We start from the raw sequence: 23,674 nt of genomic DNA, 5'->3' as shown, positions 1-23,674 counted from the left end.
CATGAGTGGTGAGTTATTAATCAATGTTACTCCATCAGAGTCGCGAGTGGCCTTAATTGAAAATGGGTTATTGCAAGAGATCCATGTAGAGCGTCACACCAAAAAAGGCCTGGTGGGCAATATTTATCGGGGTAAGGTCAGTCGAGTGTTGCCGGGGATGCAGGCGGCGTTTGTGGATATTGGCCTGGAAAAAGCCGCTTTTTTACATGCTTCTGATATTGTAGTGCACAACGAAATCCTGGAAGAGGTCAATGAATCTGAAATAAAGAAGACCCATAACCAGACTCAGGATATTCGCGAATTGGTGCGCGACGGCCAGGATATTGTCGTTCAGGTGGTTAAAGACCCTATCGGCACCAAAGGGGCCAGACTCACCACGGATATTACCATTCCTTCCCGCTATCTGGTGTTTATGCCGGGTGTGACCCATTTGGGGGTGTCACAACGTATCGAAGACGAGCAAGAGCGAGAACGGCTTAAGGCCATGATGGAAAACGTTGGCGGTAAAGGCGGATTTATCCTGCGTACTGCCGCCGAAGGCGTAGCTGAAAAAGAACTTGTGGCCGATGCGGAATTTTTACAGAGATTGTGGTCTAAAATACAAGTAAGGCAAAAAAAGCGGAAATCCAATGTCTTATATGAAGACTTACCTTTGGCGCGTCGGGTGCTAAGGGACTTTGTCGGAACGGAGTTGGATCGCATCAGAATTGATGCCAAGCTGGCCTTTCAGGAATTACAACATTTTACTAAAGAGTATGCGCCGGAGTTTCATCGCCTGTTGGAGTATTACCCAGGTGAGCGGCCAATATTTGATTTATATGATGTAGAAAACGAAGCACAACGCGCGCTGGAACGTCGGGTAGATTTAAAGTCTGGTGGCTATTTGATTATTGATCAAACTGAAGCCATGACCACCATTGATATTAATACGGGCGCTTTTGTTGGGCATCGCAATCTGGAAGAGACGATCTTTAACACCAACATTGAAGCAACCCAGGCTATTGCCCGGCAGTTAAGATTGCGCAATCTGGGTGGTATCATCATTATTGATTTTATTGATATGACCGACAGCAGTCATCAGAAACGGGTGTTGCATAGTCTTGAGGTGGCGGTCAGTAAAGACCGGGCGAAAAGTAAGATCCATGGCTTCACAGCGCTGGGCTTGGTGGAAATGACCCGCAAGCGCACCCGCGAAAGCCTTGAACACATTTTGTGTGGTGAGTGTCCGGTGTGTAAGGGACGCGGCTCTATCAAAACGGTGGAAACCATCTGTTTTGAGATAATGAGAGAAATTGTGCGCGTTAACCGGGCTTATGATGCTGACAAATTCGTGGTGTATGCCTCTCCGGCAGTGGCGGAAGCCCTGATGGACCAGGAATCACATGTGTTGGCAGAACTGGAAGTCTTTATCAGTAAGCAAATTAAAGTACAAACGGAGATGTTGTATAACCAGGACAAATATGACGTGGTTATGATGTGACCGAAAAAAAACGAGTAATACACCCCGCGCCGGTATGCCATAGCGACGTGAAGGTGAACAAAGATTGGCGCTTTTACGCTGCCTGGATCACCAGAAAAATCTGGATGACGGCGGCTGTCTTATTGGTGACACTGGCGGTGTTAATTTCGCTGGTGCGCTACTCCCTTCCTTATATGGACTCCCACAAACATCACCTGGAAGCTCTGCTTCAGGAGCAATATAACAGCGAGATCCAGATTGGATATATCAGTGCCATGTGGAAAGCCAAAGGGCCTGCGATAGTGCTCAAAGATGTGGTGTTAAAACAGGAGCAAGATTCACCACTGGCTTTTTCCATCGACGAAACTCAAATCGAGCTGGATTTCTGGAGTTCAGTGCAACAAGGTCAGATACAGTCGCAGCGCTTTAATCTGATTGGACTGCAGTTGCAGGTAGACTTACCCAAAATTAAAAGTAGCGGTGAGCAATACCCCATTCTTGATGCCCTGCAAACCTTGTTTCTGGAACAGCTGGCGCGCTTCTCCGTTAGTAATAGTGAAGTCCTGTTGCGCACCAATCTGGATGAGCAAAAGATCCAAATCCAGCAACTTAGCTGGCTTAACAAAGAGCAGCGACACCAGGGCGTCGGGCAAATGCGCGTGGCGGAACTGGCGCGTAATTCGGCGCGTTTTGTATTAGATTTACACGGCTCAAAAGACAGTTTTAATGGCACTTTTTACGCTGAAGCTGAAGACCTGGATTTGTCCCCCTGGATAAAAGCGTTGCTGCCTACTGAATACAACATTCAACACAGCCGCGGCAACTTCAAACTCTGGGCAGGGCTGCAAAATACCGATATTACATTTGTGCAGGCCGATTTATCCGAAAGTGAATTTGTTTGGCAAGGCGAGGAACAGGACAGTCAGGTTTCAGCTGAGCTATTGAAAGGCCAATTTTATGCAATGCCCAACAGCAACGGTTGGGATTTTAATCTTGATGACTTTTCCCTTGTGGTTAACGAACGCCTGTTTAACAGTGCCTGGCACGGTTCGCTGTTTACCAACGGTGTTATTAAATTAAGTGCGGCACAACGGCTTAATTTAACCCCCTTATTACCACTCAGCAGTGTTTTGTTAGGCGAGTCTTTTCAACAACAGTTAAGTGCATTTGATCCCGGAATTCAGGTGAGCACCGCCGATTTTTATTTATCTGAAGAGCATATTGCGGCTTACATTGCCTTTGATGAATTGACCACACAAGAGCAAGACACTGTACCCGGTATCAATGCATTCAACGGCGAAATATTCTGGTTGAATGACGCGGGAATGTTAAATCTTCAGTCCCAGGACAATTACCTGGCCAGTGAGCAGTTGCTGGGATTTATGCTGCCTTATGAACAACTGAGCCTGACGGCCTATCTGAGCGCCGGCGAAGAGCACAGTCGCATTTACATTCCCAAATTTGAACTGCAGAACAAGGACCTGGATATTCAGCAACAGGCCGAGTATGACCTGCAAACTGGTGATCTGACTTTATTTGCTACTGTTCAGGATAGTGATTTACTCACCTTAAAGCGTTATTTTCCGGAGCTGATGGGAAAAGACACCCGCAGCTGGTTAAATCGTGCCCTTGAGAAAGGCCAGACGCGCAATGCCAAAATACTTTGGCGTGGCAATCCCAGCGATTTTCCCTTCGAACAAGGACAAGGCATTTTTCAGGCCAGTGTGGATATCGAGCAATTACAGCTTAAATTTCAACGGGATTGGCCAGCGTTGCAAGATGCCAGTGTCAGTTTGTTGTTTGAAAACGACCGGCTGGATATCCAGGGCAAAGAAGGCTCAATATCAGGTTTAACCGTGCAGCAGGCCGATGCTGTAATACCTGAGTTAAGTGGCAGCTCTCATGTGGCGATAACGGCCACAGGCAATGGCTCTGGACCACAAATCAGAGACTTATTTCAGGCCAGCAGTTTAAAGAGCTCAGTAGGAGAGGCACTGGACTTCTTGCAGGTGCAAGGAGATTTACAAGCTAGTTTAAATCTGCATGTACCTTTTACAGGTAATGAAGTAATCGCTACCGCACAAGTGGATTTCCAGGACAATCAATTGCATATTCCGGCGTTAGATCTGACCCTGGATAAAATGGCTGGTTCTCTTCATATTGCCAATGAAAACCTGGATGCAAGTGGCATTACCGCAAGTATTTTGGGTCAACCTATAGCGCTGAATGTTAAGGCTCGACAGCAGGAGCAGGGATATACCACGGACGTTGATTTTTCCGGTAACTGGAATGTTCCGCAGGCGGTCGCTTATGCCCATCCGCAACTAGTGAAGTATGTTCAGGGTGACGCAAGCTGGAATGGCCGTTTTAAGTTGGTGTTGCCGGAACAAGGCTACCAATACAATCTGCAATTGAATTCGGATCTGGCGGGGGTAGATTTAACTGCACCGCAACCCTTGACCAAAAATGCACAGAGTAGTTTGCCACTGTTTTTTGATAGTGAAGGAAACGAGCAGGTTTCAACGGTGCGTATCTTATTGGGTCGCAATGTCAAGTTCAACGGCATATTACCCCATGACACCATGCAGTTTTCCCGCGCTCATCTGTCAGCGGGAGGCGATAATTTTGTGGGCATGGGCTTAGGCTTCAGTGTTTCTGCTGATTTGCCGCGTATGGATTATTCCGCATGGCATGGCTTTATTGGCGATCTGGTGGATGGTTTGCCTGACAGTGAAACGCCTTTTATTTCTGCGCCACAACGAGTCTTTGTGGAAGCGCAGGAGTTATTGTTAGCCGGACAGATGCTCACCAATGCCGAAGTCTTGGCTAAGAACCGCGATGAATTGTGGGAGTTAGAAGTGAGTTCTGAGCAGGCCAGAGCCGATATCATGTTGCACAAAGATTGGCTGCGAGACGGAGTAGAAATACAAGCTGATTATATCAATTTGAGTGAGTGGCAAGACAACGAGCAACAAACTGATAGTTTCAGCTATGAAGATGTACCACCGCTAAAACTACTCTGTAAGTCCTGTAATTTCAAAGGTGTAGAGCTGGGTCGGGTAGAAGCTGAAATGAGTCGCAACCAGGCCGGCATGAAAATAGACAAGCTAAATATCAGCAGCCGGGATGGAACCCTGGTGGCAACCGGTGACTGGTATTTTGGTGAACAGACCGACAGTACTCGCCTTATCGGCTCCTTTAACAGTGATGATTTTGGTAGTTTTCTGAAAGGGCTGGATTTTGATTCCGGTATCAGAGATTCCGATGCCAGAATGAATTTTGATTTTAGTTGGGGCAATGCGCCTTATGCCTTTTCCGCTGAGGAACTGAACGGTAGTTTGGATTTTCGACTGGGAGATGGCTACATCACTGAAATATCTGATAAGGGGGCCAGATTACTGAGTATTTTTAGTCTGGAGTCTTTGTTGCGAAAACTCACCCTGGACTTCAGGGACGTGTTCGCTAAAGGCTTTTTCTACGATAAGATGTCTGGCACCTTTGCTATAGAACAAGGCAAGGTACGTACTCAGGACACCCACATTGACGGTGCTGCCGCCGGAGTGGATATCAAAGGTTACGCCAATCTGGTGGATAACAGTCTGAATTATGTGGTGGATGTTAAACCTAACATCACGTCTAGTTTGCCGGTACTGGTGGCCTGGATGGTTAATCCCGCCACGGCAGTAGCTGCATTGGCCTTTGATGAAGTATTTACCTCTGCCAATGTGGTATCAGGAATTCAGTACTCTTTAACCGGCTCCATTAAAGAGCCGCAAATTACCTTGCTGGAACAAACCAGCAAAGTGGTGGAATTACCAGCAAAAAACAACAATCTCCCGAAGGGCAATACGCCTCCTGAGTCAGCACCAAACAATCCGCAACCTCAGGGCACAAAAGACACCATGCCTGATGAAGGAGCGGATTCAGATATCGACACCGAAAGTGGAAAGTAATGGCGCACTTAGTAGCAATTCAAATGACTTCCGTGCCCGATGTGGCAGAGAATTTTAAACAAATCCGACAAGCATTATCTGGCATGCAGTTCGATGAACCGACATTAGTGGTTTTGCCGGAGTGTTTTGCCTGGTTCGGCGCAAGCGACAAATCCATGTTGCAACAAGCCGAGATTCCTGACGAGGGGCCTATTCAGACAGAATTGGCAAAACTTGCCAGGGAATTCAACGTCTGGTTGGTGGCGGGAACGATCCCTTTAAAAGTCGCTTATGAAGACAGATTTACTGCATCTTGTCTGGTATTCAACAGCGACGGTGAGCGGGTGGCGGAATACCAGAAAATACATCTGTTTGATGTGGAAGTGGCGGACAATACCAAAAGTTATCAGGAATCGCGTTATACCAAGGCCGGAAACCAGGTCTGTGTGATACCCGACACGCCGTTTGGACGATTGGGTGTGGCGGTGTGTTATGACATCAGATTCCCCGGCTTATTTATGGCCATGGAGCAGGTGGATGTGTTGGCCCTTCCTGCCGCCTTTACTCACAAGACCGGCAGTGCTCACTGGCAGCCTTTGTTACAGGCCCGCAGTATCGAAAATCAGTGTTATGTGGTGGCGGCCAATCAATCGGGAACCCATGTTAATGGCCGGGAAACATGGGGCCACACTTGTATTTATTCCCCCTGGGGCGAACTGTTGATGGAAAGTCTGGAGTCTCCGGGGATCGTATATAGTCAGGTTAATTCTTCGTACCTGGAACAAATCCGCGCTACAATGCCGGTAAAGCAGCAAAACAGATTCAGGAGCAAGCTTGTCTAATTTAGTTGAACAGCACCTTATCGAAGGATCAGGGTTGACCCGTGCTGATGTGCAGGAAACCATTAGTCTGATCCTGCAACATCAAAATAATTTCTCTGATGTATATTTTCAGGCCAGCCAACACGAAAGCTGGGTGCTGGAAGATGGCATTATCAAAGACGGTAGCTACAACATTGAGCGAGGAGTTGGGGTGCGTGCTGTGTCGGGTGAAAAAACCGGCTTTGCCTATTCTGACGAAATAACTCGCGAAGCTTTGCTGGATGCTGCAAGAGCAGCAAGAAGTATTTCTGTCAACGGTGGCACAAAGGCCATTAAAGCCTTTAATCCAATCACCCAAAAAGCGCTGTATATGGCAGATAACCCGCTGGCTCAGATGACCGAATCAGAAAAGATTGATCTGCTGCGGGTCACTGACAGCTACATTCGTCAACAAGAACCGGATGTTTCTCAGGTGGTTGTGAGCATTTCCGGGGTTTATGAAGAAATTCTGGTGGCGGCATCTGATGGTACCTGGGTAACGGATTTGCGTCCTCTTATCCGGTTAAATTGTTCGGTTATCCTGGAGCAGGACGGACGTCGCGAACGCGGTAGTTCCGGGGCTGGTGGTCGTATGGGCTATCAGTATTTCAGAGAGTCCTACAATGGACAGCCACGCTATCAGTCTGTAGCCGACGAGGCACTGCACATGGCAAGAATCAACATGAAAGCCATTGCTGCTCCTGCTGGTGTTATGCCAGTGGTACTGGGCGCTGGCTGGCCTGGTGTATTGCTACACGAAGCCGTAGGTCATGGTCTGGAAGGCGATTTTAATCGCAAAGGGGCTTCCACCTTTTCGGGTCGAATTGGAGAGCAGGTGGCCGCTAAGGGCGTAACAGTGGTGGACGATGGTACCATGCCTAATCGTCGAGGCTCGTTAAGTTATGATGATGAAGGTACGCCGGGGCAGTACAATGTCTTGATCGAAGACGGAATACTGAAAAAGTATATGCAGGACAAGGTGAATGCCGAGCTGATGGGAGTTGCTCCTACCGGCAATGGCCGCAGAGAGTCCTATGCACACCTGCCTATGCCACGTATGACTAATACTTATATGTTGGCCGGCAACAATACTCCGGAAGAAATTATCTCTACGGTGGACAAAGGTATCTGGGCCCCCAACTTTGGTGGTGGCCAGGTGGATATCACCTCTGGTAAGTTTGTGTTTTCTACGTCTGAAGCCTATCTGATTGAAAAAGGCAAAATCACTTCACCGGTTAAAGGGGCAACGCTGATTGGCAATGGTCCTGATGTGATGCAAAAGATTTCCATGATCGGCAACGACCTTGAGTTAGATCGCGGTGTTGGTGTTTGTGGTAAAGACGGACAAAGTGTACCGGTAGGTGTTGGACAACCGACACTGAAAGTGGATGCCCTGACTGTGGGTGGAACAGCCTGATAACTGTTATCAATTCAGAATTCAAAAACTAAAAAGCCCCAAAATTGGGGCTTTTTGCTTTTCATTACCGAGTAATTTAAGGATCTTCGCGTCTGACCGAAAACTCTACGTTGGTTCTGGTGCCTGCCGGACTGTCAATGGCATAAGAAAAGGTAGAGGTGCCGCTATCCTCTGCGCCGACTGAGTTGCTGATAGTAGTCAATACTTCTATGCTGCCTGGTACCAACGAAGATTCGTTTTGGTTGGTGTTATTTACCCGATCAATGACCACAGAAATATCGCCATCCGCATTCACTGTACCCAACTCGGTACCTGCAGCAAGGACTTGTTCATCGGTATCATAATAAACCAGAGTAAAGGTGGCCGTTTCTCCGTCAGCCAAGAGGTATGTACTTCCGGTGACATTGCCATTGGTAATGGTTACGTTGCTGTCATTGGTGGCTATAATATTGTTATCGTCACTGAGATCATTTGCGTAGACTCGCCATAATGCTTCAGATGAGGACATCACCAGGGTCAATGCTCTTCGGATATGAATAGAACGGGCACTATCGCTACACAAGCTGGCTGAGTTGCACTGTGGGCCGTTAAATAAGCCATCAGCGCTGTTAAAGGTTTCATCACCGTTGAAGTCGATAAAAGGCTCAGCTGGCTGATAGATACCGTCTTCGTTGTAATCTACCCAAGCCTCAGAATAATCCACAAAGCCATTACTGCCGTAGCGGCTGACACCAAAGCCCGAATCGGTATTGTCAATAATAGCTCCGCCATCAACGTCGTCATAGGCATTGTTACCATTACTATCAAACAGGGTTTCGTGACCAATAGCCGTGGCCAAAATGGTATTTCTGTGGTCATCAGGATCTCTGGGGTTTTGACTGGTCCAGGTAACAGAACAGGTGCCGGTAGCGGCCAGTTCTGGATCGATATTGCCATTGGCGTCTTCGCCAGTTTCACAACTACCCTCTATACTGCCGTATTCAGTGGTAAAGTTAACGGTGGTGCCATTAGGAACTGGATTGTTGAAAATATCTGCCAACCTGACTGTTATATTCACGGTTTGTCCACTAAAGTCGTAACTTTCGGAGTTCAGGACATCAGCACTTAAGGTAAAGCTGTTTTGATCCGGCAAACCTGTGTTTACTGTCAGAAGGTCGGATTGGGTGCGAATAGTGTTATTGTCTTGAGTGGTGACCGAAGCTGTAACCCGCACAGGTGTAGGTACTGTACCTGCTGTTACTCGCGTGCTTACCTGACCCGCGCTGTTGGTTAAGCCTACCGCCGGGTCCAGCTTTAAACCGCCTGCTGTGGTATTTAATGCAAAGGCCACTTCTTGTTGAGCGATGGGATTACCCAATTCACCATTAACCTGGAAAATCAGCGTTGATACCGAACTGGTGTTTTGGCCACCAGTACCGGTTAATACAATGGCATCAGGCGTAGCAGACACAAAAGAAATAGAACCGATACCTTCTGGCAGAATCGTTAACTCGCGGGTGATAGTGGTAGTTTCGTTGTTGATCACCACAGATGCCACGATTTGGTCAGTATTGCCGCTGGCACCGGCACAGCTTAAATCCTCGAATGTAGCAGAAGCGACACCGTTGATAGTGGTGACTGTTTCATCGATGGTGGCCTGATTGTTTGTGACACAGGTGGAGGTAAAGGTTACCGGAGTGGGGGTAGATATTCGGTCGCCGTTTTCATCCACTAACGCTACATCAAAACCTGTAGTGGCCCCGGCGCTGATGGTGACATCACCATTTTCGTCGGCGATAGACGAGCCGATAATACCTTCAACAAAATTGCCATCACTGTCAAAGTGTCCAAAACGGGTTTCACCTTCGATTACCGCGCCTGCTGAACGCACTTCAAAATTACGAGCGCCACTGATTTGAATTGCGTTTACTGTGGTTTCTGCCTGTAACGCATAAGCGCCCAAATCGCTCTCTGTCGCGGTTAAATCCACTTCAGCAATACCAGTAGGGCTACTTAGGGCTGAAGAGGGCGTCAGCGTCGGCCCAGTGCCCTGAACAGAAAAGCTGACTATGACCTCTGGCACCGGGTTGCCATCAGAGTCTCTTACGGTAGCGCGGGCAATCACTTCCTGATCAGCCTGGAAACCATTGACCTGTTCACCGTTCTGATACAAGGCGACGGTGATTGATGGGGAAGTAGTAACCGTTTGATTTACCGCAACATATTCATAATTTGAGGCATCTGAGAGGGTATCGAAGCTGGCAGATACTGACGCCGCACCAATGGTTTCATTGCTGTTTGTGATGTTTACTTTGGCAATACCCTGAACATTGGTCAAGGCAGTGGTTCTGTCTAATGATCCCAGTCCGGAGGAAATCGCAAAGTTGACAATCTCGTTGCTAAGCGGTGTTTCACCCTGGGTCAGCGTTGCTTGTACGCATATGGTTTCGTTAGTGCCAAAGCTTTGCGCCGGTGTTGCACAGTCCTCTCGGTATGAGGTCATGGACAGTTCCGGATCACTGGAAGCACTGGCTTCGTATTGGAAGTTCGCTGTTGCAGTTGCCGTATCGTAGGTGGCAGTAACGCTAGTGGCCCCCGATGTTGAAGAATTGCTACTGATGATGGTTTGGGCGACACCTGAGCTATTGGTCAGTGCTGTATCGCTACTCAATTGGGCAATTGAGGAACCCAACGAAAAGTTCACAATTTCTCCGCTGACAGCTTTACCGTCGCTGGTCAGGGTAGCCTGAACACAGATGTTTTCGTCGGTGGTGAAGCTGTTTTCGCTAACAGATTCGCAGTTGCTATCCAATATTTCGATAGACATGGCCAGTACCGGATCACTGGAGGCACTGGCTTCGTACTGGAAGTTAGCTGTTGCAGTTGCCGTATCGTAGGTGGCAGTAACGCTATTGGCCCCCGATGTTGAAGAACTGCTACTGATGATGGTTTGCGCAACCCCTGAGCTATTGGTCAGTGCTGTATCGCTACTCAACTGCGCAATTGAGGAACCCAACGAGAAGTTCACAATTTCTCCGCTGACAGCGTTACCGTCGCTGGTCAGGGTTGCCTGAACACAGATGTTTTCGTCGGTGGTGAAGCTGTTTTCGCTAACAGATTCGCAGTTGCTATCTAATATTTCGATAGACATGGCCAGTACCGGATCGGTGCCAGGATTGAAAGGATCAGGTCCATTCGCTCCAGAAGAACCTCCTCCGCAGCCACTGAGAAGAAGGAGCAGAAAAACTACAAATATGTTAGCGCGCATTAGCTTTACTCTTTTATTTCTTGTTTTAGGTATTGGAAAATCTCTCGATAGGCTTTCGGTGGCTTGTTTTGTTCTTTTTCTTTTTTCGCCTGTCGAATCCATTGTCTTAATCGCTGTCTGTCCAACTCTGGATAGTCTTGCAATAAACTTTGCAGAGCATCATCGCCCTGCTCAATCAGTTTATCCCGCAGAGTTTCCAGTTTGTGGAAATGCACTTTTAATGAATACTGCTGTCCCTGCAAGTTTGTCAGAGCCTGTTCAATAGCATCTATGTCTTCATCGTCGCGATTACGCAAAAGTTTACCAATAAATTGTAACTGACGTTTGAAAGACGGTTTTTTGCGATTCATATTTCGGGCGATATCAATGGCATCCGCCACTTCTTCATCCAGTGGAATGCGCTTTAGTGCAGTTGCACCCAGCTCTACCACCTGTTCACCCAATTTAACTAAGGCCAGCATTTCCTTTTTGACCTGAGTTTTACTTTTATAGTCATCAAATTCCGAATCGGAATCTGAAAATAGATCTTCACCCATACTGATTACTTTGATGTTACACTTAAGCGAGATTGTAACCATTGCCCAGTCTAATACCAACTAGTAGTTATACTTATCGCAAAACAGTGGCTAATTGGTAGAGATGGATTAAAAAGGATCAAGATATAAATGCACGTTGAGCAACAACTCGCTGATATTCAGGAAGTGGTAGCAGATGTACTCACTATGGCCAAAGCTAAAGGGGCCGATAGTGCCGAAGCCAGTATCAGCAAGGTACAAGGCATTGCCGTAGCAACTCGCCTTAAAGAAGTAGAAACGGTGGAGTTCACCAATGATGGCGGCCTTGGCATTTCAGTTTATGTTGACGGTTGCAAGGGCAGCGCGTCCACCGCCGACCTGAATAAACAGGCTTTAGCCTTAACGGTAGAAAAGGCCATTCAGATTGCCCGTTACACCGGGGAAGATCCCTGTGCTGGGCTGGCAGAAAAGGAACTTATGGTTCAACAAGAGATGGACCTTGAGCTATTTCATCCCATTGAGCTGGACACAGATGCCGGCCTGAAACTGGCGCTGGAAGCCGAAACCGCGGCGCTGGAAAGCGATCCTCGCATCAATAATTCTGATGGTGCCAGTTACAATGCCAACATTGGCCTTAAGGTTTATGGCAATAGTCATGGTATTAATGTCGGTTATCCGAGCTCCAGATACAGTTTGAGCTGCGTGATGATTGCCGAAGACGGCGATGATATGCAGCGTGATTATGCTTACACCGTCTCTCGCGAAGCGGATAAGTTACAGGGTGCTAAAGAGGTTGGGTTGCAGGCCGCAAAGAATACCCTTAACAGGTTAGGTGCGCGTAAAGTCCAAACCTGCAATGTCCCGGTTGTTATCGATAAAGAACTGGCCCCCAGCTTTATCGGTCACTTTGTCAGTGCCATCAGTGGTGGCAGCTTGTATCGCAAATCCAGCTTTTTGTTGGACAGCAAAGGCCTGCAGGTATTCCCGGATTGGTTCGACATTCAGGAAAGGCCACACATCAAACGCGCTCTGGCCAGTAGCTATTTTGATAATGAAGGTGTCGCTACCCACGATATGGATATCGTCACTAATGGTATCCTGAATCACTATTTGCTAACCAGTTACTCAGCGCGCAAATTGGGTACTAAAACAAACGGCCATGCCGGCGGTATTCACAACTGGTTGGTGAAAGATACCGGCCATAGCCAGGAAGCGCTGTTAAAAGAAATGGGCACCGGATTGCTGGTGACCGAATTGATGGGGCAGGGCGTGAATATCGTTACTGGCGACTACTCCAGAGGAGCCGCAGGTTACTGGGTAGAAAATGGCGTTATTCAGTATCCCGTTCACGAACTAACCATTGCTGGTAACCTCAAGGATATCTTGCGCAATATTGTGGCTGTAGGTACAGACACCGAATTACGCGGCAGTATCTTTACCGGCAGCCTGTTGTTGGATTCGATGGCGGTTGCGGGCGAATAGTGCTCATCTGTAAATAAAAAAACGGCCGCAAATGCGGCCGTTGTTGTTTGCTTAGACAGAGAAAATCGCCAGCGATTTATAAGCGATACTCGGACATAGTCTTACCTAACGGTAGCCAAAACCTAATTATTTTGGCTAGGTCTTAAATTATCGATATTGAAACATTCAACCAACCTACAGGTTCCAAGGTAGACTTTTTTCGGTGACGCAGTTTAATTCAACCAATTATCCTTTGATTGAAATCATTGTCGGGGCGCCGACTGCGCCTTAAGGTGACCGGGCTGCGCCCCCCTTAAGAATCCCCCGCAGCCCCTGACGCGCAAAAGCATAAACTTCGCCATCAGAACAACGACGACCATCAATGACAGCACATCCCTGTGCTGGGCATTGATTGAGCTATCATCCCTGATACCTCTCATCGTTGTTTTTACTGATGTCGCAGTTTATTGCGCGTAAAGGGAGATTAGGTTAAGCACTCCGAGCAAATACTGGCGTAATCGAATTTGTTTTGTTGTAACTCTGAATGCAAGTTTTTAATTTCTGGAAACTGTAGGCATTAAATAAGTATTAATGCTCTCGCCCTGTTTGCTTAGGCGGTTAAATTAACCATCTACTGCACCGCAAAAGCGGTAGCCTTCGCCGTGAATAGTCACAATCAAATCTTCGGCATCTTGCTCACTTTCAAAGTGTTTTCTGATGCGACGAATAGTGACGTCCACCGTTCTGTCGTTAGTGCGTAACTCACGGCCTGTCATTTCCAGAATCAATTGTTCCCGGGTTAAGATCTTGCCAGGGTTACTTAAAAACAGGTGCAATGCTCTAAATTCACTGCGTGGTAAGCGGAATTCGTTACCAGAGGGCGAAATTAAGCTGCGGCTGTCGCCATCCAGTACCCAGCCATTAAAGCTGACCTTGCTGGGTAAATCTTCGTCTTCATTGGCGTTACTGGTACGGGCCAACAGGTTTCTGGCTCTGATGGTGAGTTCCCGTGGATTAAAAGGCTTGGTCAGATAGTCATCTGCACCAATTTCCAGACCAAGAATACGATCCACATCGTTATCTCTGCCGGTCAGGAAAATCAAACCGACATTTTTCTTGTCGCGCACTTCTCTTGCCAGGATCAAACCGTTCTTACCTGGCAGATTAATATCCATAATCACTAAATCAATGGATTGATTCTCAAAGTGATCATGCATCTGTTCGCCATTTTCTGCTTCAAAAACGCCATAGCCTTCTGCTTCAAAGAGGCTTTTTAAGGTCGTCCTGGTTACTACTTCATCTTCTACTATCAATATGTTTGGTGTTTGCATGATTTCACCTGAGCGTGTTGTAATTTTTTTACTGCCTGAAAGTTTATCGGAAATTAGCCCGTTTCAACAATAGCGAGCTGAATTTAAGTGAAGTATTTTCAAATTGTTTCTGACTGAAAAATATCCTCATCTTAGATTGCAAAGGTACTATGGTGATCATTCCGCCATTTTCAATAAAATCTCGGGTTTCTCCAACAGAAACTATAGTTTTATTTAGTTCTTCCAGTTTCGCAAAAAGTTCCCGACTTTCCGCCTGTTTTCCAATAAAGATCACCTGACAACTGTCTTTTTCGATTTGCTCGAGTGTTGTCAGACTGAGCAACTTAATATCTTTATCTTTCAAACGCTTTTTGGGCAACTTATCAAAAACGCGAGTATGGGCCTGTTTTTCATCTTCCAGAAAGCAGAAATTAAATGTGTCCTGCGTAAAGCTTTCGGCAGGGTAACTGGTGTAATGGGCTATATGGTACAAAAATGAGGCGCGAAGTTCTTCAGGTTTAAAAGACTGAGCATATGCACCCTGGCATTGCACCGTTAGCAATGCCAGTAATGTGATGATGCGTATGTCCTTCCCGGTTAACATTATAAACTCTGCAAAAGCTTTTCTGATTCGACACGCTTTACCGGGAAGACAATGTTGAACTCGACGCCATTGCCAGGCTCACTGGACAGGGAAATGGAGCCACTTAACGCCTGAGTAACCAGGTTAAATACCAAATGCATACCCAAACCGCTACCGCCCTGACCTCGCTTAGTGGTCACGAAGGGATCGAATATGCGTTTGCGCATGTGTTCCGGAATGCCCTTGCCATCATCTGTGTAGGTAATATTAAGTTTATTGCTGTCGATCAATTCGGCGTGGATCACAATCAGGCCCTGGGACTTTTCTTCAAAGCCGTGAATGATGGAATTCATGATGAGGTTGATCATGATCTGATTGATGGGGCCGGCTTTAGTCTCAATGCACAGCTCAGGATCACAATCTATCTGAATTTGGTGGGACAGATTTTTAAGTCTGGGGCGCATGGACAGCAGAATTTCATCCATCAGTTGTTTAAAGCTGAAGGCTCTGTCCTGTTCGCTGGACTGATCAACCGCCACCTGTTTGAAGCTGGAAATCAGTTCCGCAGCGCGATTCAGGTTGCGATAGATAATGTTGAGGTTTTCTTCCCCTTCATTCATGAACTTGGACAACATACTGGCCTTTAAGGTCTTGGCATCAAAGGCTTTCTTAAGATCCGTCAGACGGTCCAGCATCATGGTTGAGGCGGTTACTCCCAGTCCTATTGGGGTATTAACCTCATGGGCCACACCGGCCACCATGTCTCCCAGAGACGCCATTTTTTCGTTCTGAACCATTTGCCGTTGAAACTGATGGAGTTTCTCAAGGGTTTGGATTAACTCCTGATTGGCTTCTTTTAATGCCTGGGTGCGTTGATTTACTTTTTCTTCCAGACTTTGCGCCAGGCGCAAGTGCTCGGCTTCCGCCTCTTTTTGGGCCTGCATATGATCCTGAACTCTGTCCAGCATCTGGTTAAAGGAGGTTGATAGCAAATTCAGTTCTTTGACATTAGCCAGCTCGGCCCGTTTGGAATAATCTTTCTTTTGCGCGATATCGGTGACCAGATTTACCAGGCCATCTATTGGGTCGGTGATACTGCGCTGCAAGCGCAGTGTGATAACAAAGCAGACGGTGAGCGTTACCAGCAAAACCATCAGATTGATCATGATACTGTTGACGGTAAGGTCTTGCAGAGATTTTGCCGAAGCTCTGACATAGACATAACCGATTATGGATTCGTCTATAGTGACTGGCTTGATGTATTCCACCAGGCTTTCATCAATTAACGGGACTTTGAGTTCATTGACTCTGTCATACATGGCCTGAATCGGGGCCTGGCCTTTTTTGTTGTAACTGGCAAAAAACGACAATTCGCTTTCAGGCGTAACCTTATAGATGTGGACATTGGTAATAAAGTCTGCGGCAGACAGAACCAGTAAGTTTTCCTCTTCGGTGATGTTATCGTCGAAGGCGATGCCGCTTTGGGCGTTTCGCGCGATAAGCTCACCAAATATTTTGACTTGCTCAATGAGTTCAGTCTTATAGGTGGTTACCTGGGTGTAAAAAGAAATGCTGCTGGCTAAAAAAAGCGCGAGGGTGGCTACGCCCATTACTACCCAGACAAACAACCGTTTTATTGATAAAAATTTAGATTCAGAGCCCATTCAGCGCTTTCTTATATTTGGCGAACTGACGTTCAGACAGACACCATATTGATATAAAGTGGTTACAATTGAAACTACAACCCTAAAAACTTATGAAAAAAAACGCATATGCGCAAGTTTTAAGGCTTTGGCAGGCGTATCAGACCATAAAAATTCGCGGCAATGATGGAAAGAGTGCGACACTCTCTTCCGGGTATATCATTACTGCCTGCAACCCTGAAAGTCGTGTTTGCAGTGCCAGACAAAATCGCCTCAAAACTGAAAAACTACAACGCTACCTGAGGTCCCATAAAATCTCAGCGCAGCCAGTGCTGGTGGGGGACCCAGATTTTAACTGGGTGGAGCCCAGTTTTTGTTGTGCGTTAGACGAAAAACATGCTTTCAATCTGGCCAGACAGTACCAGCAAAATGCGATTTATCAGATTAAGGACAACGAGCTTTGGTTGATTCCGGTATTGCTCAAGCAACTTGCAGCAATCTCTCTTGGGGCATTGAAAAATTTCAGTACTTGATAAGATCCTTTAACTTTTCTTCGGTTATGCCCAGTTGCGCTGTCCAGGATTTAATTCGCATTTCTTTTATTTTTTGGGCTACTTCATCACTTTCCTGAATGAGCAGATCTTCAAAATCGGTCAGGCAGATACAGACAAGTTGCTTTTGTTCTTTGCCTGTCTGTGGATCCGGCAGGTAGGCCGATTTATAAATTAATCTCGGGCATTCGGTGCTTCTTTGTGGATCCTGTATGCAGGATTCCGGCAAGGCATAAGCAGAAAAGCTAAAAGCCGACAGCAAAAGTGCTGCCGGTAATTTTGATATTGTGGTGCTGTTGCGCAGACTTATCACCTTAAGTCCTTGTTAGTGTCTGATTCTGGACACAAATCTTATTGCCTGAGGGCGTCTTCGTAAAGTCCCAAATAGGTTACTGCAGAATCGTGCCAGGTGAACTTAGATTGCATTGCTCTGTGTTGCATTGCGCTAAATTGTTCCGGATATTCGTAGTAGAACAAAATGGCCCGGCGCAAACAGTTTAATAAATCTGAACTGTCGGCACTGTGAAACACAAAGCCGGTTGCCTCCATTGGGTTTTCTTCCAGATCAATGACGGTATCTCGTAAACCGCCCACTGCACGCACCACAGGCAGAGTGCCATAAGCCAAACTGTACATTTGATTCAGACCGCAAGGTTCGAATAACGAGGGCATCAGGAAATAATCACTGCCAGCCTCTAACAAATGCGCCATCTGATTACTGAATTCCTCGCGGAACACAAATTTTTCCGGCTCCTGATGAGCAAAATGATGCAACTCTTCACTGATGGAAGGATCGCCGGTACCGATAATAAGCACTTGCACATTGTGCTGCATCAGGTTACCCAGGATCGGCAGCAGATAACCAAAGCCTTTTTGCTCGGTTAAGCGACACACCATGCCAAATAATGGAACGTCCGGTCGCTCAGGCAATCCTACGGCGTTTTGCAGCGCCTTTTTACACAGCTTCTTACCGGACATGTCGTTGGCATCGAAGTTAACCGGTAGCTCCGGATCCGTGGCCGGATCCCATTGACTGTAATCACATCCGTTTAAAATCCCGGTCAGGTCGTGCTGACGAGTCATAAACTCGTGATACATATGGTGTGAGCCCAATGGTGTTTTCAGCTCATAGCCATAGTGAGGACTTACTGCGTTAATCTTATTGGCATTCATTACGCCAATTTTTAAAAAGTTAATGGCACCCATATTGTCTTTTTGCGCCGCGATGTCTTCATAGGGCTGCAAAAAAGGAATGTCATCAAAAGGGTGTTGGCATTGATAGGCACCATTGTGCACTGTCAGTACCGAGCGACTGTTGGCATAAAATCCGGTGGGATCACGACGCATAAAATAGGGCACCAGAGCTGTATGCCAGTCGTGGCAGTGCACAATCTGCGGTTTAAAATTAACGCAGGTGCTGGCGTGTAGAGCCGCCATAGAGAAAAAAGCGTAGCGCTCTGGGTTGTCCGCAAAGGCGTGATAGCTATCGGTATAAATACCCTTGCGGTCAAAAAATGGCGGGTAATCAATTAAGTACACACACAGCCCGTCCAGGTCCATTTGCCGAACCTGGTAGGGGTACTGTTTGTCGTTGGCGTACAGTATCTGAGTTTCAGAAACTGGCAGAGAATCAAACTTTTCGGCGATGGCTCGATAGTAGGGCAGCACGATGCGAACATCGTGCCCCATGTTTTTCAAGGCCACAGGTAAGGCTCTGCCAACGTCTGCCAGCCCTCCTGTTTTAACCAGCCCTTCTACTTCCGATACAACAAAAAGAATTTCCACTAGTAACCGATCTCCATGTTCTTAGGAATAACAACGATGCCTTCATCTGATACAGTTAAGCCACGAGAACGGTCTAATTCAAGGTCGACACCAATCTGCGTATTCGGCGCTATTTTAACGCTTTTATCGGCAATAACCCGGTTAAGTACGCAGTTTTCACCTACTTCACATTTGCCCAACATGATGCTTTCTACCAGTTTGGTGCCTTTGTGGATTTTGGCATTAAAGCCCAATACGCTGCGCTCAATGTGAGCACCTGTTACTTCACTGCCGGAGGAGATCATGGAGTTTAATACCGTACAGTGGTTGCCTTCGTCATCCGCCATAATATTGGCTGGTGGTACCGGCGGGTGGTAACTGCGCAGTGGCCATTTGTTGTTGTACAAGTCGAATTCTGGCTCGGCAACCAACAAATCCATATGTGCTTCCCAGAAGGAGTAGACAGTACCTACATCTCGCCAGTAGCTGTGATTTGCGGTTTCTGATTCGCCTGGGATCACATTGCGATTAAAATCATAAACATAAACCGGCTCACCGTCGGCTACCATTTTGGGCAGAATATCGTGACCGAAATCATGGGAGGACATTTTATCTTCGGCATCAGCGGTAAGGTAGTCGAACAGCTTGTCTTTCTTAAATACATAGTTGCCCATTGACACCAAAGCCAAATCTGGACGTCCCGGCATAGTTTTCGGATTGGCTGGCTTTTCTTCAAAGCCCACCATACGGAAATCTTCATCTACCTCGATAACACCAAAGCGACCAGCGGCCTCAGAAGCCAGTACCGGAATCGCACAGACGGTTAAAGAAGCATTCATTTTTTCGTGGTAACGCTGTACCTGACGAATATCAATCTTATAAATGTGATCACTACCGAAAATAAATACATTGTCCGGCTCGTGAATCTCAATCAGACGCAGGTTTTGATAAATGGCGTCGGCTGTACCTTCGTACCAGCGTTTGCCCATGCGCATCTGCGCCGGAATCGCGTCGATAAAGTTGCCGGTTAAGCCGGTGATATGCCAGGCCTGTCTCAGGTGAATGTTCAAAGATTGCGATTTAAACTGGGTAAGCACGTATAACTTCAGAATATCTGAGTTGACAAAGTTATTGAGCACAAAGTCAATCAGACGTAGTCCTCCAGCAAAGGGAACAGCTGGTTTAGTTCTGGTTTGAGTAAGTGGGAAAAGTCTGGTACCGGCACCGCCAGCCAGGATCATCGCAATATTTCGAGACATTATGGCTTCTTCCTTAGGATTTCATTAACAAAATCATAGCACCAAGATATGCACCGAGTTAGTGAGGAAAAGAAAATTCACAAAAATGACAAATAACTGTATAAAAATCAGTCGTCTTGAGGTTGTGAAGCAGAATTGTTCTTCTGCGCCTGGAGAGTCCTCTCTCGGTTTACACTGTCGATTTTCAACATCTCAGTTTGTTCTTCCGTCCATGCGGAAGAAAATATACATAAATCCTACGCTCTTTCGTTCTAAATTTGGACCGACCACTGCAAATTTTTTGGTGTTTTTTTTAAATATCGAAAAAACAGGCTCAACGGACACCTGAAAAGGTATCAACGATTGAGCCTGAGACACTACAAAACACAATAATGAGCTTCAGAATATAAATGTAAACGTTTACATTTAGGGTTGCAACAACTTTTTTACATTTTCCTGAGCCCGAAGGCTCAGAAAGTTATTTAATGCAACGGTATAGAGTGAATTTAGTGGTTTGTGCCACAGTTTTGCAGTTGTTGAAACTGCGCTTTAACTGTTCGGCATAGGGTAAAAAGCGGTTTGCTACCAACCAGAGTTCGCCACCTGGTTGCAATTTGCGTACGGCATCCTGAATAAATTTATCAGTAATACCATAATCTGTTTCCAGACCCGTGTGAAATGGCGGGTTAGTGTAAATCGCCCGAAACTGACCTTCCACGTTATCCAGGCCGTTACTGGCAATAACCTGACTGCTGTTTTCTAAATGACTCATGGTCAATTCAGAGCAGTGCAGTGCCAGAGCATTGATATCACTGAGAGTGACGGATGATTTAGCATTCTGTGCAGCCAGATAAGCACCCACTACACCACATCCACAAGCAAAATCCAGAATGTTGCCGTCAGGGACTTTAGTTATGTTTTCCAGCAACAATTGTGTACCGGCATCAAGCTCACCATGACTGAAAACACCCGGTATTGAATATACCTGAACAGCTGTGCTTCCCTTCTGACCTGAGATATGCAGAGTTTGTTTACTGATATAGCGCTCTAATTCAAACGGCTGGCTCTGGGTAACGACAGAGGCCAGTACTGAACAGTGACGGGCATTCTCAATTTTATTGGCCCGCTCGCCGACGGCTTCCAGTAATTTACCACTACTTTTAATACCGCCTTTGTTTTCGCCCACCAGGCACAAGAGACCATTGGGTTGTAGTAGGGTGGCTAAATAAGCTAACAGCCAAACCGTGTGCTTTTTCGCTTTGGGCAGGTACAGTACTATGCCATCGAATTTTTCAGTGTCCTCTGGCAAAGTAATGCCAAAGCTGTGTCTGCCAGGCTGTTTGTTGACTGCGGCCTGGTATTGATCAAAAAACTGATGAAAACCAAAAACAGTTTCAGGTAACTCGGCAAAAACAAAAGAGTCGGTAGGATTGACTAATAACCAGCGCCCTTCTTGTAACATGTCTTTTTGGCGCAGCAGACATTGACTAGGTGCAGACAACATTAGTTAACCTTCCTGAAAATAAGATCCCACACACCATGGCCTAAACGATGCCCACGTTGCTCGAATTTAGTCAGCGGACGAAAGTCCGGACGCGGCACGTAATCCTGCGTTTCTGAAGTATTTTCATATCCTTCCTGAGAGGACATCACTTGTAGCATGTGCTCGGCATAGTTTTCCCAGTCGGTAGCCATATGGAAAACCCCATCTACAGCCAGCTTTTGACGAATGAGTTGGGCAAATTCAGGCTGCACAATGCGGCGCTTATGATGGCGCTTTTTATGCCAGGGATCAGGAAAGTACAGCTGTACCCGTGCCAGTGAACCATCGGGAATAGACTGTTTTAATACTTCTACAGCGTCGTATTCAAACAGGCGAACGTTTTGCAGTTGTCGGTCAGCAATATCTGCCAGACAGGCACCAACGCCTGGCGTGTGTACTTCGATACCAATAAAGTTTTTATCTGGTTCGGCTGCGGCCATTTCCACCAGGCTTTTACCCATGCCAAAACCAATTTCCAGAACGACAGGAGCAGCATTACCAAATATCTGTTGTAGTTGGTAATTTTCCGGCTGAAAATCCAGACCGAATTTATCCCAGTAGTTTTCTATGGCTAACGCCTGCCCCTTGGTTAAACGGCCTTCACGTTTTACGAAGCTTTGCACCTTACGTACAAATACGCCTGCTGCTTCTGCTTCTTCCTGAGATTTATACTTACTCAATGTCGTACTCTTTTGTTTTGATCTTGCAATTGCGGGTGGCGTATTATCCCGTCTCCCGCATGAAATACAAGCATAGGATAAATGACTCAAAACCCCAGTTTACCGGATATTACGCAGCGTATATTAGATTGGTTCGCACTACACGGCAGAAAACACCTTCCCTGGCAGCAGGATAAAACGCCTTATCGGGTGTGGATCTCAGAGATCATGTTGCAGCAAACCCAGGTTAGTACAGTAATTCCTTACTATGAGCGCTTTATGGCGCGCTTCCCGAACATAACTGATTTGGCTGCGGCCCCACAGGATGAAGTACTGCATTTGTGGACCGGCCTGGGTTATTACGCTCGTGCCAGGAATTTACACAATGCCGCAAAAAAAGTAGTAGATGAGTTTAATGGCGAGTTTCCCACTGAGTTTGATGAGGTAGTTGCGCTACCCGGAATAGGGCGTTCAACGGCGGGGGCGATTTTATCTTTATCCTTAAACCAACCCCTGGCAATATTGGATGGCAATGTAAAGCGGGTGTTGGCCCGGTATTACGGCGTTGCTGGTTGGCCGGGGGAAAAGGCAACTGAGTCTTTGTTATGGCAATACGCAGAGCAAAACACGCCTGAGCTCAAGGTTGCTGATTACAATCAGGCCATGATGGATATGGGTGCCACCCTGTGCACCCGCAGTAAACCAAATTGTGCAGAATGCCCCATTGCCACGCAATGTGTTGCAAATGAGCAGCAAAACTATGTGGCTTATCCAGGCAAAAAGCCTAAAAAGACCATTCCGGTAAAAACCGCGCAATTTGTGTTATTCAGAGAGCAGAATCAAATCTTAATGGAGCAGCGCCCACCGGCGGGTATTTGGGGAGGCTTGTGGTGCTTTTTAGAAGCCAGCGAACACACCCCGGAACAACTGGCACAACAAAAAGGCTTTAATATTATTAGTCAATCACAGCTTGAGCCATTTCGTCATACCTTTAGTCACTTTCATTTAGATATCAGTGCCACGCTTTGCGATGTGCAGTCTGGCAAAGCAACAAACACGGCAAGCAATCAGGTGCAGGAGAATAAGCAAATCTGGTTTGATTTAGCCAATCCTCCCAAGATTGGATTGGCTGCTGCTACCAAAAAATTGTTTGATCAATTAAGCTTGGTGACATCTTAAAAAAGGAAACTGTTATGAGCCGCACAGTATTTTGTCAACGCCTGCAAAAAGAAGCACCGGGGTTGGATTTTCAGTTATACCCGGGAGAACTGGGCAAAAAGATTTTCGACAACATCAGTAAAGAAGCCTTCACTGATTGGCAAAAGAAACAAACCATGCTGATCAACGAACACAAACTCAATATGATGGATGCCAATGCCCGCACGTTTCTGGAGCAGCAAATGCAAGCCTATTTATTTGAAGGTAAAGAACCCACAATAGAAGGCTACACACCGCCTGAAAAGTAATAAATGCTGTAAAAGTGTACGTTTCG

General features: G+C 46.6%; 18 protein-coding genes. 8 read left to right on the top strand and 10 right to left on the bottom strand.

All coding sequences use genetic code 11. From position 1 onward, the window contains the following. Position 1 precedes the first annotated feature (1 nt). Genes rng through tldD form a run of 4 tightly spaced genes read left to right on the top strand, consistent with a single transcriptional unit; the run spans position 2 to position 7,668 of the window. A complete protein-coding gene (gene rng, locus ACXAD8_RS11960) occupies positions 2-1,480 on the top strand; it encodes a ribonuclease G (protein WP_475228791.1) in 1,479 nt (492 codons plus the stop codon). Continuing rightward, on the top strand, positions 1,477-5,412 hold the full coding sequence (locus ACXAD8_RS11955) for a YhdP family protein (RefSeq protein WP_475228789.1): 3,936 nt from the start codon (positions 1,477-1,479) through the stop codon (positions 5,410-5,412). Before rng ends, ACXAD8_RS11955 begins: the two co-directional genes overlap by 4 nt. Next, complete coding sequence (locus ACXAD8_RS11950) at positions 5,412-6,233, top strand: carbon-nitrogen hydrolase family protein (protein WP_475228786.1); 822 nt, start codon at positions 5,412-5,414, stop codon at positions 6,231-6,233. Before ACXAD8_RS11955 ends, ACXAD8_RS11950 begins: the two co-directional genes overlap by 1 nt. Next, positions 6,226-7,668 carry a metalloprotease TldD gene (gene tldD, locus ACXAD8_RS11945; protein WP_475228783.1) on the top strand — a complete coding sequence of 481 codons (1,443 nt, stop codon included), beginning with the start codon at positions 6,226-6,228 and terminating at the stop codon, positions 7,666-7,668. The genes ACXAD8_RS11950 and tldD overlap by 8 nt, the downstream gene beginning before the upstream one ends. A 76-nt stretch (positions 7,669-7,744) precedes the next feature. Here the strand turns inward: tldD and ACXAD8_RS11940 are convergent, their stop codons facing one another. Both ACXAD8_RS11940 and yjgA read right to left on the bottom strand, forming a co-directional pair. Next, positions 7,745-10,915, bottom strand: coding sequence for an Ig-like protein, group 1 (locus ACXAD8_RS11940; RefSeq protein ID WP_475228780.1), 3,171 nt, complete (start codon positions 10,913-10,915; stop codon positions 7,745-7,747). A gap of 5 nt (positions 10,916-10,920) precedes the next feature. Beyond that, positions 10,921-11,451, bottom strand: coding sequence for a ribosome biogenesis factor YjgA (yjgA, locus tag ACXAD8_RS11935; protein WP_475228777.1), 531 nt, complete (start codon positions 11,449-11,451; stop codon positions 10,921-10,923). A 129-nt stretch (positions 11,452-11,580) separates the two neighbouring features. Between yjgA and pmbA the strand changes: the two genes are divergently transcribed. After that, positions 11,581-12,912, top strand: coding sequence for a metalloprotease PmbA (pmbA, locus tag ACXAD8_RS11930; protein ID WP_475228774.1), 1,332 nt, complete (start codon positions 11,581-11,583; stop codon positions 12,910-12,912). Between the two features lie 602 nt (positions 12,913-13,514). Here the strand turns inward: pmbA and arcA are convergent. Genes arcA through ACXAD8_RS11915 form a run of 3 tightly spaced genes read right to left on the bottom strand, consistent with a single transcriptional unit; the run spans position 13,515 to position 16,448 of the window. Further along, the gene (arcA, locus tag ACXAD8_RS11925; RefSeq protein ID WP_475228771.1) at positions 13,515-14,222 is read right to left on the bottom strand and encodes a two-component system response regulator ArcA; all 708 of its coding nucleotides are present in this window, start codon (positions 14,220-14,222) and stop codon (positions 13,515-13,517) included. Positions 14,223-14,265: 43 nt separating this feature from the next. Then, positions 14,266-14,805 carry a YfiR family protein gene (locus ACXAD8_RS11920; protein ID WP_475228769.1) on the bottom strand — a complete coding sequence of 180 codons (540 nt, stop codon included), beginning with the start codon at positions 14,803-14,805 and terminating at the stop codon, positions 14,266-14,268. Continuing rightward, positions 14,805-16,448 carry a HAMP domain-containing sensor histidine kinase gene (locus tag ACXAD8_RS11915; RefSeq protein ID WP_475228767.1) on the bottom strand — a complete coding sequence of 548 codons (1,644 nt, stop codon included), beginning with the start codon at positions 16,446-16,448 and terminating at the stop codon, positions 14,805-14,807. The genes ACXAD8_RS11920 and ACXAD8_RS11915 overlap by 1 nt, the downstream gene beginning before the upstream one ends. Positions 16,449-16,540: 92 nt before the next feature. Between ACXAD8_RS11915 and ACXAD8_RS11910 the strand changes: the two genes are divergently transcribed. Beyond that, entirely contained in the window at positions 16,541-16,960 is a 420-nt protein-coding gene (locus ACXAD8_RS11910) for a DUF3293 domain-containing protein (protein WP_475228765.1), read from the top strand. Here ACXAD8_RS11910 and ACXAD8_RS11905 read toward each other — a convergent pair. The 5 genes from ACXAD8_RS11905 to trmB form a co-directional block, all read right to left on the bottom strand. Then, on the bottom strand, positions 16,950-17,291 hold the full coding sequence (locus ACXAD8_RS11905) for a hypothetical protein (RefSeq protein ID WP_475228762.1): 342 nt from the start codon (positions 17,289-17,291) through the stop codon (positions 16,950-16,952). The genes ACXAD8_RS11910 and ACXAD8_RS11905 overlap by 11 nt on opposite strands. Positions 17,292-17,329: 38 nt before the next feature. Beyond that, entirely contained in the window at positions 17,330-18,763 is a 1,434-nt protein-coding gene (gene glgA / locus ACXAD8_RS11900; RefSeq protein WP_475228760.1) for a glycogen synthase GlgA, read from the bottom strand. After that, positions 18,763-20,001 carry a glucose-1-phosphate adenylyltransferase gene (glgC, locus tag ACXAD8_RS11895; RefSeq protein ID WP_475228757.1) on the bottom strand — a complete coding sequence of 413 codons (1,239 nt, stop codon included), beginning with the start codon at positions 19,999-20,001 and terminating at the stop codon, positions 18,763-18,765. Before glgC ends, glgA begins: the two co-directional genes overlap by 1 nt. Before the next feature lie 457 nt (positions 20,002-20,458). Next, complete coding sequence (locus ACXAD8_RS11890) at positions 20,459-21,484, bottom strand: methyltransferase (protein WP_475228755.1); 1,026 nt, start codon at positions 21,482-21,484, stop codon at positions 20,459-20,461. Then, positions 21,484-22,203 (bottom strand): tRNA (guanosine(46)-N7)-methyltransferase TrmB, encoded by a 720-nt coding sequence (trmB, locus tag ACXAD8_RS11885; RefSeq protein ID WP_475228752.1) that lies wholly within the window; start codon positions 22,201-22,203, stop codon positions 21,484-21,486. Before trmB ends, ACXAD8_RS11890 begins: the two co-directional genes overlap by 1 nt. An 81-nt stretch (positions 22,204-22,284) precedes the next feature. Between trmB and mutY the strand changes: the two genes are divergently transcribed. Both mutY and ACXAD8_RS11875 read left to right on the top strand, forming a co-directional pair. Beyond that, complete coding sequence (gene mutY, locus ACXAD8_RS11880; protein WP_475228750.1) at positions 22,285-23,361, top strand: A/G-specific adenine glycosylase; 1,077 nt, start codon at positions 22,285-22,287, stop codon at positions 23,359-23,361. Positions 23,362-23,375: 14 nt separating this feature from the next. After that, a complete protein-coding gene (locus ACXAD8_RS11875; protein WP_475228748.1) occupies positions 23,376-23,648 on the top strand; it encodes an oxidative damage protection protein in 273 nt (90 codons plus the stop codon). Positions 23,649-23,674: the final 26 nt, after the last annotated feature.

The organism is Planctobacterium sp. AWH2_060 (assembly GCF_056158425.1).
The sequence above is the reverse complement of the archived record's forward strand: the minus strand, read 5'-3'. Positions and strand labels throughout refer to the sequence as shown.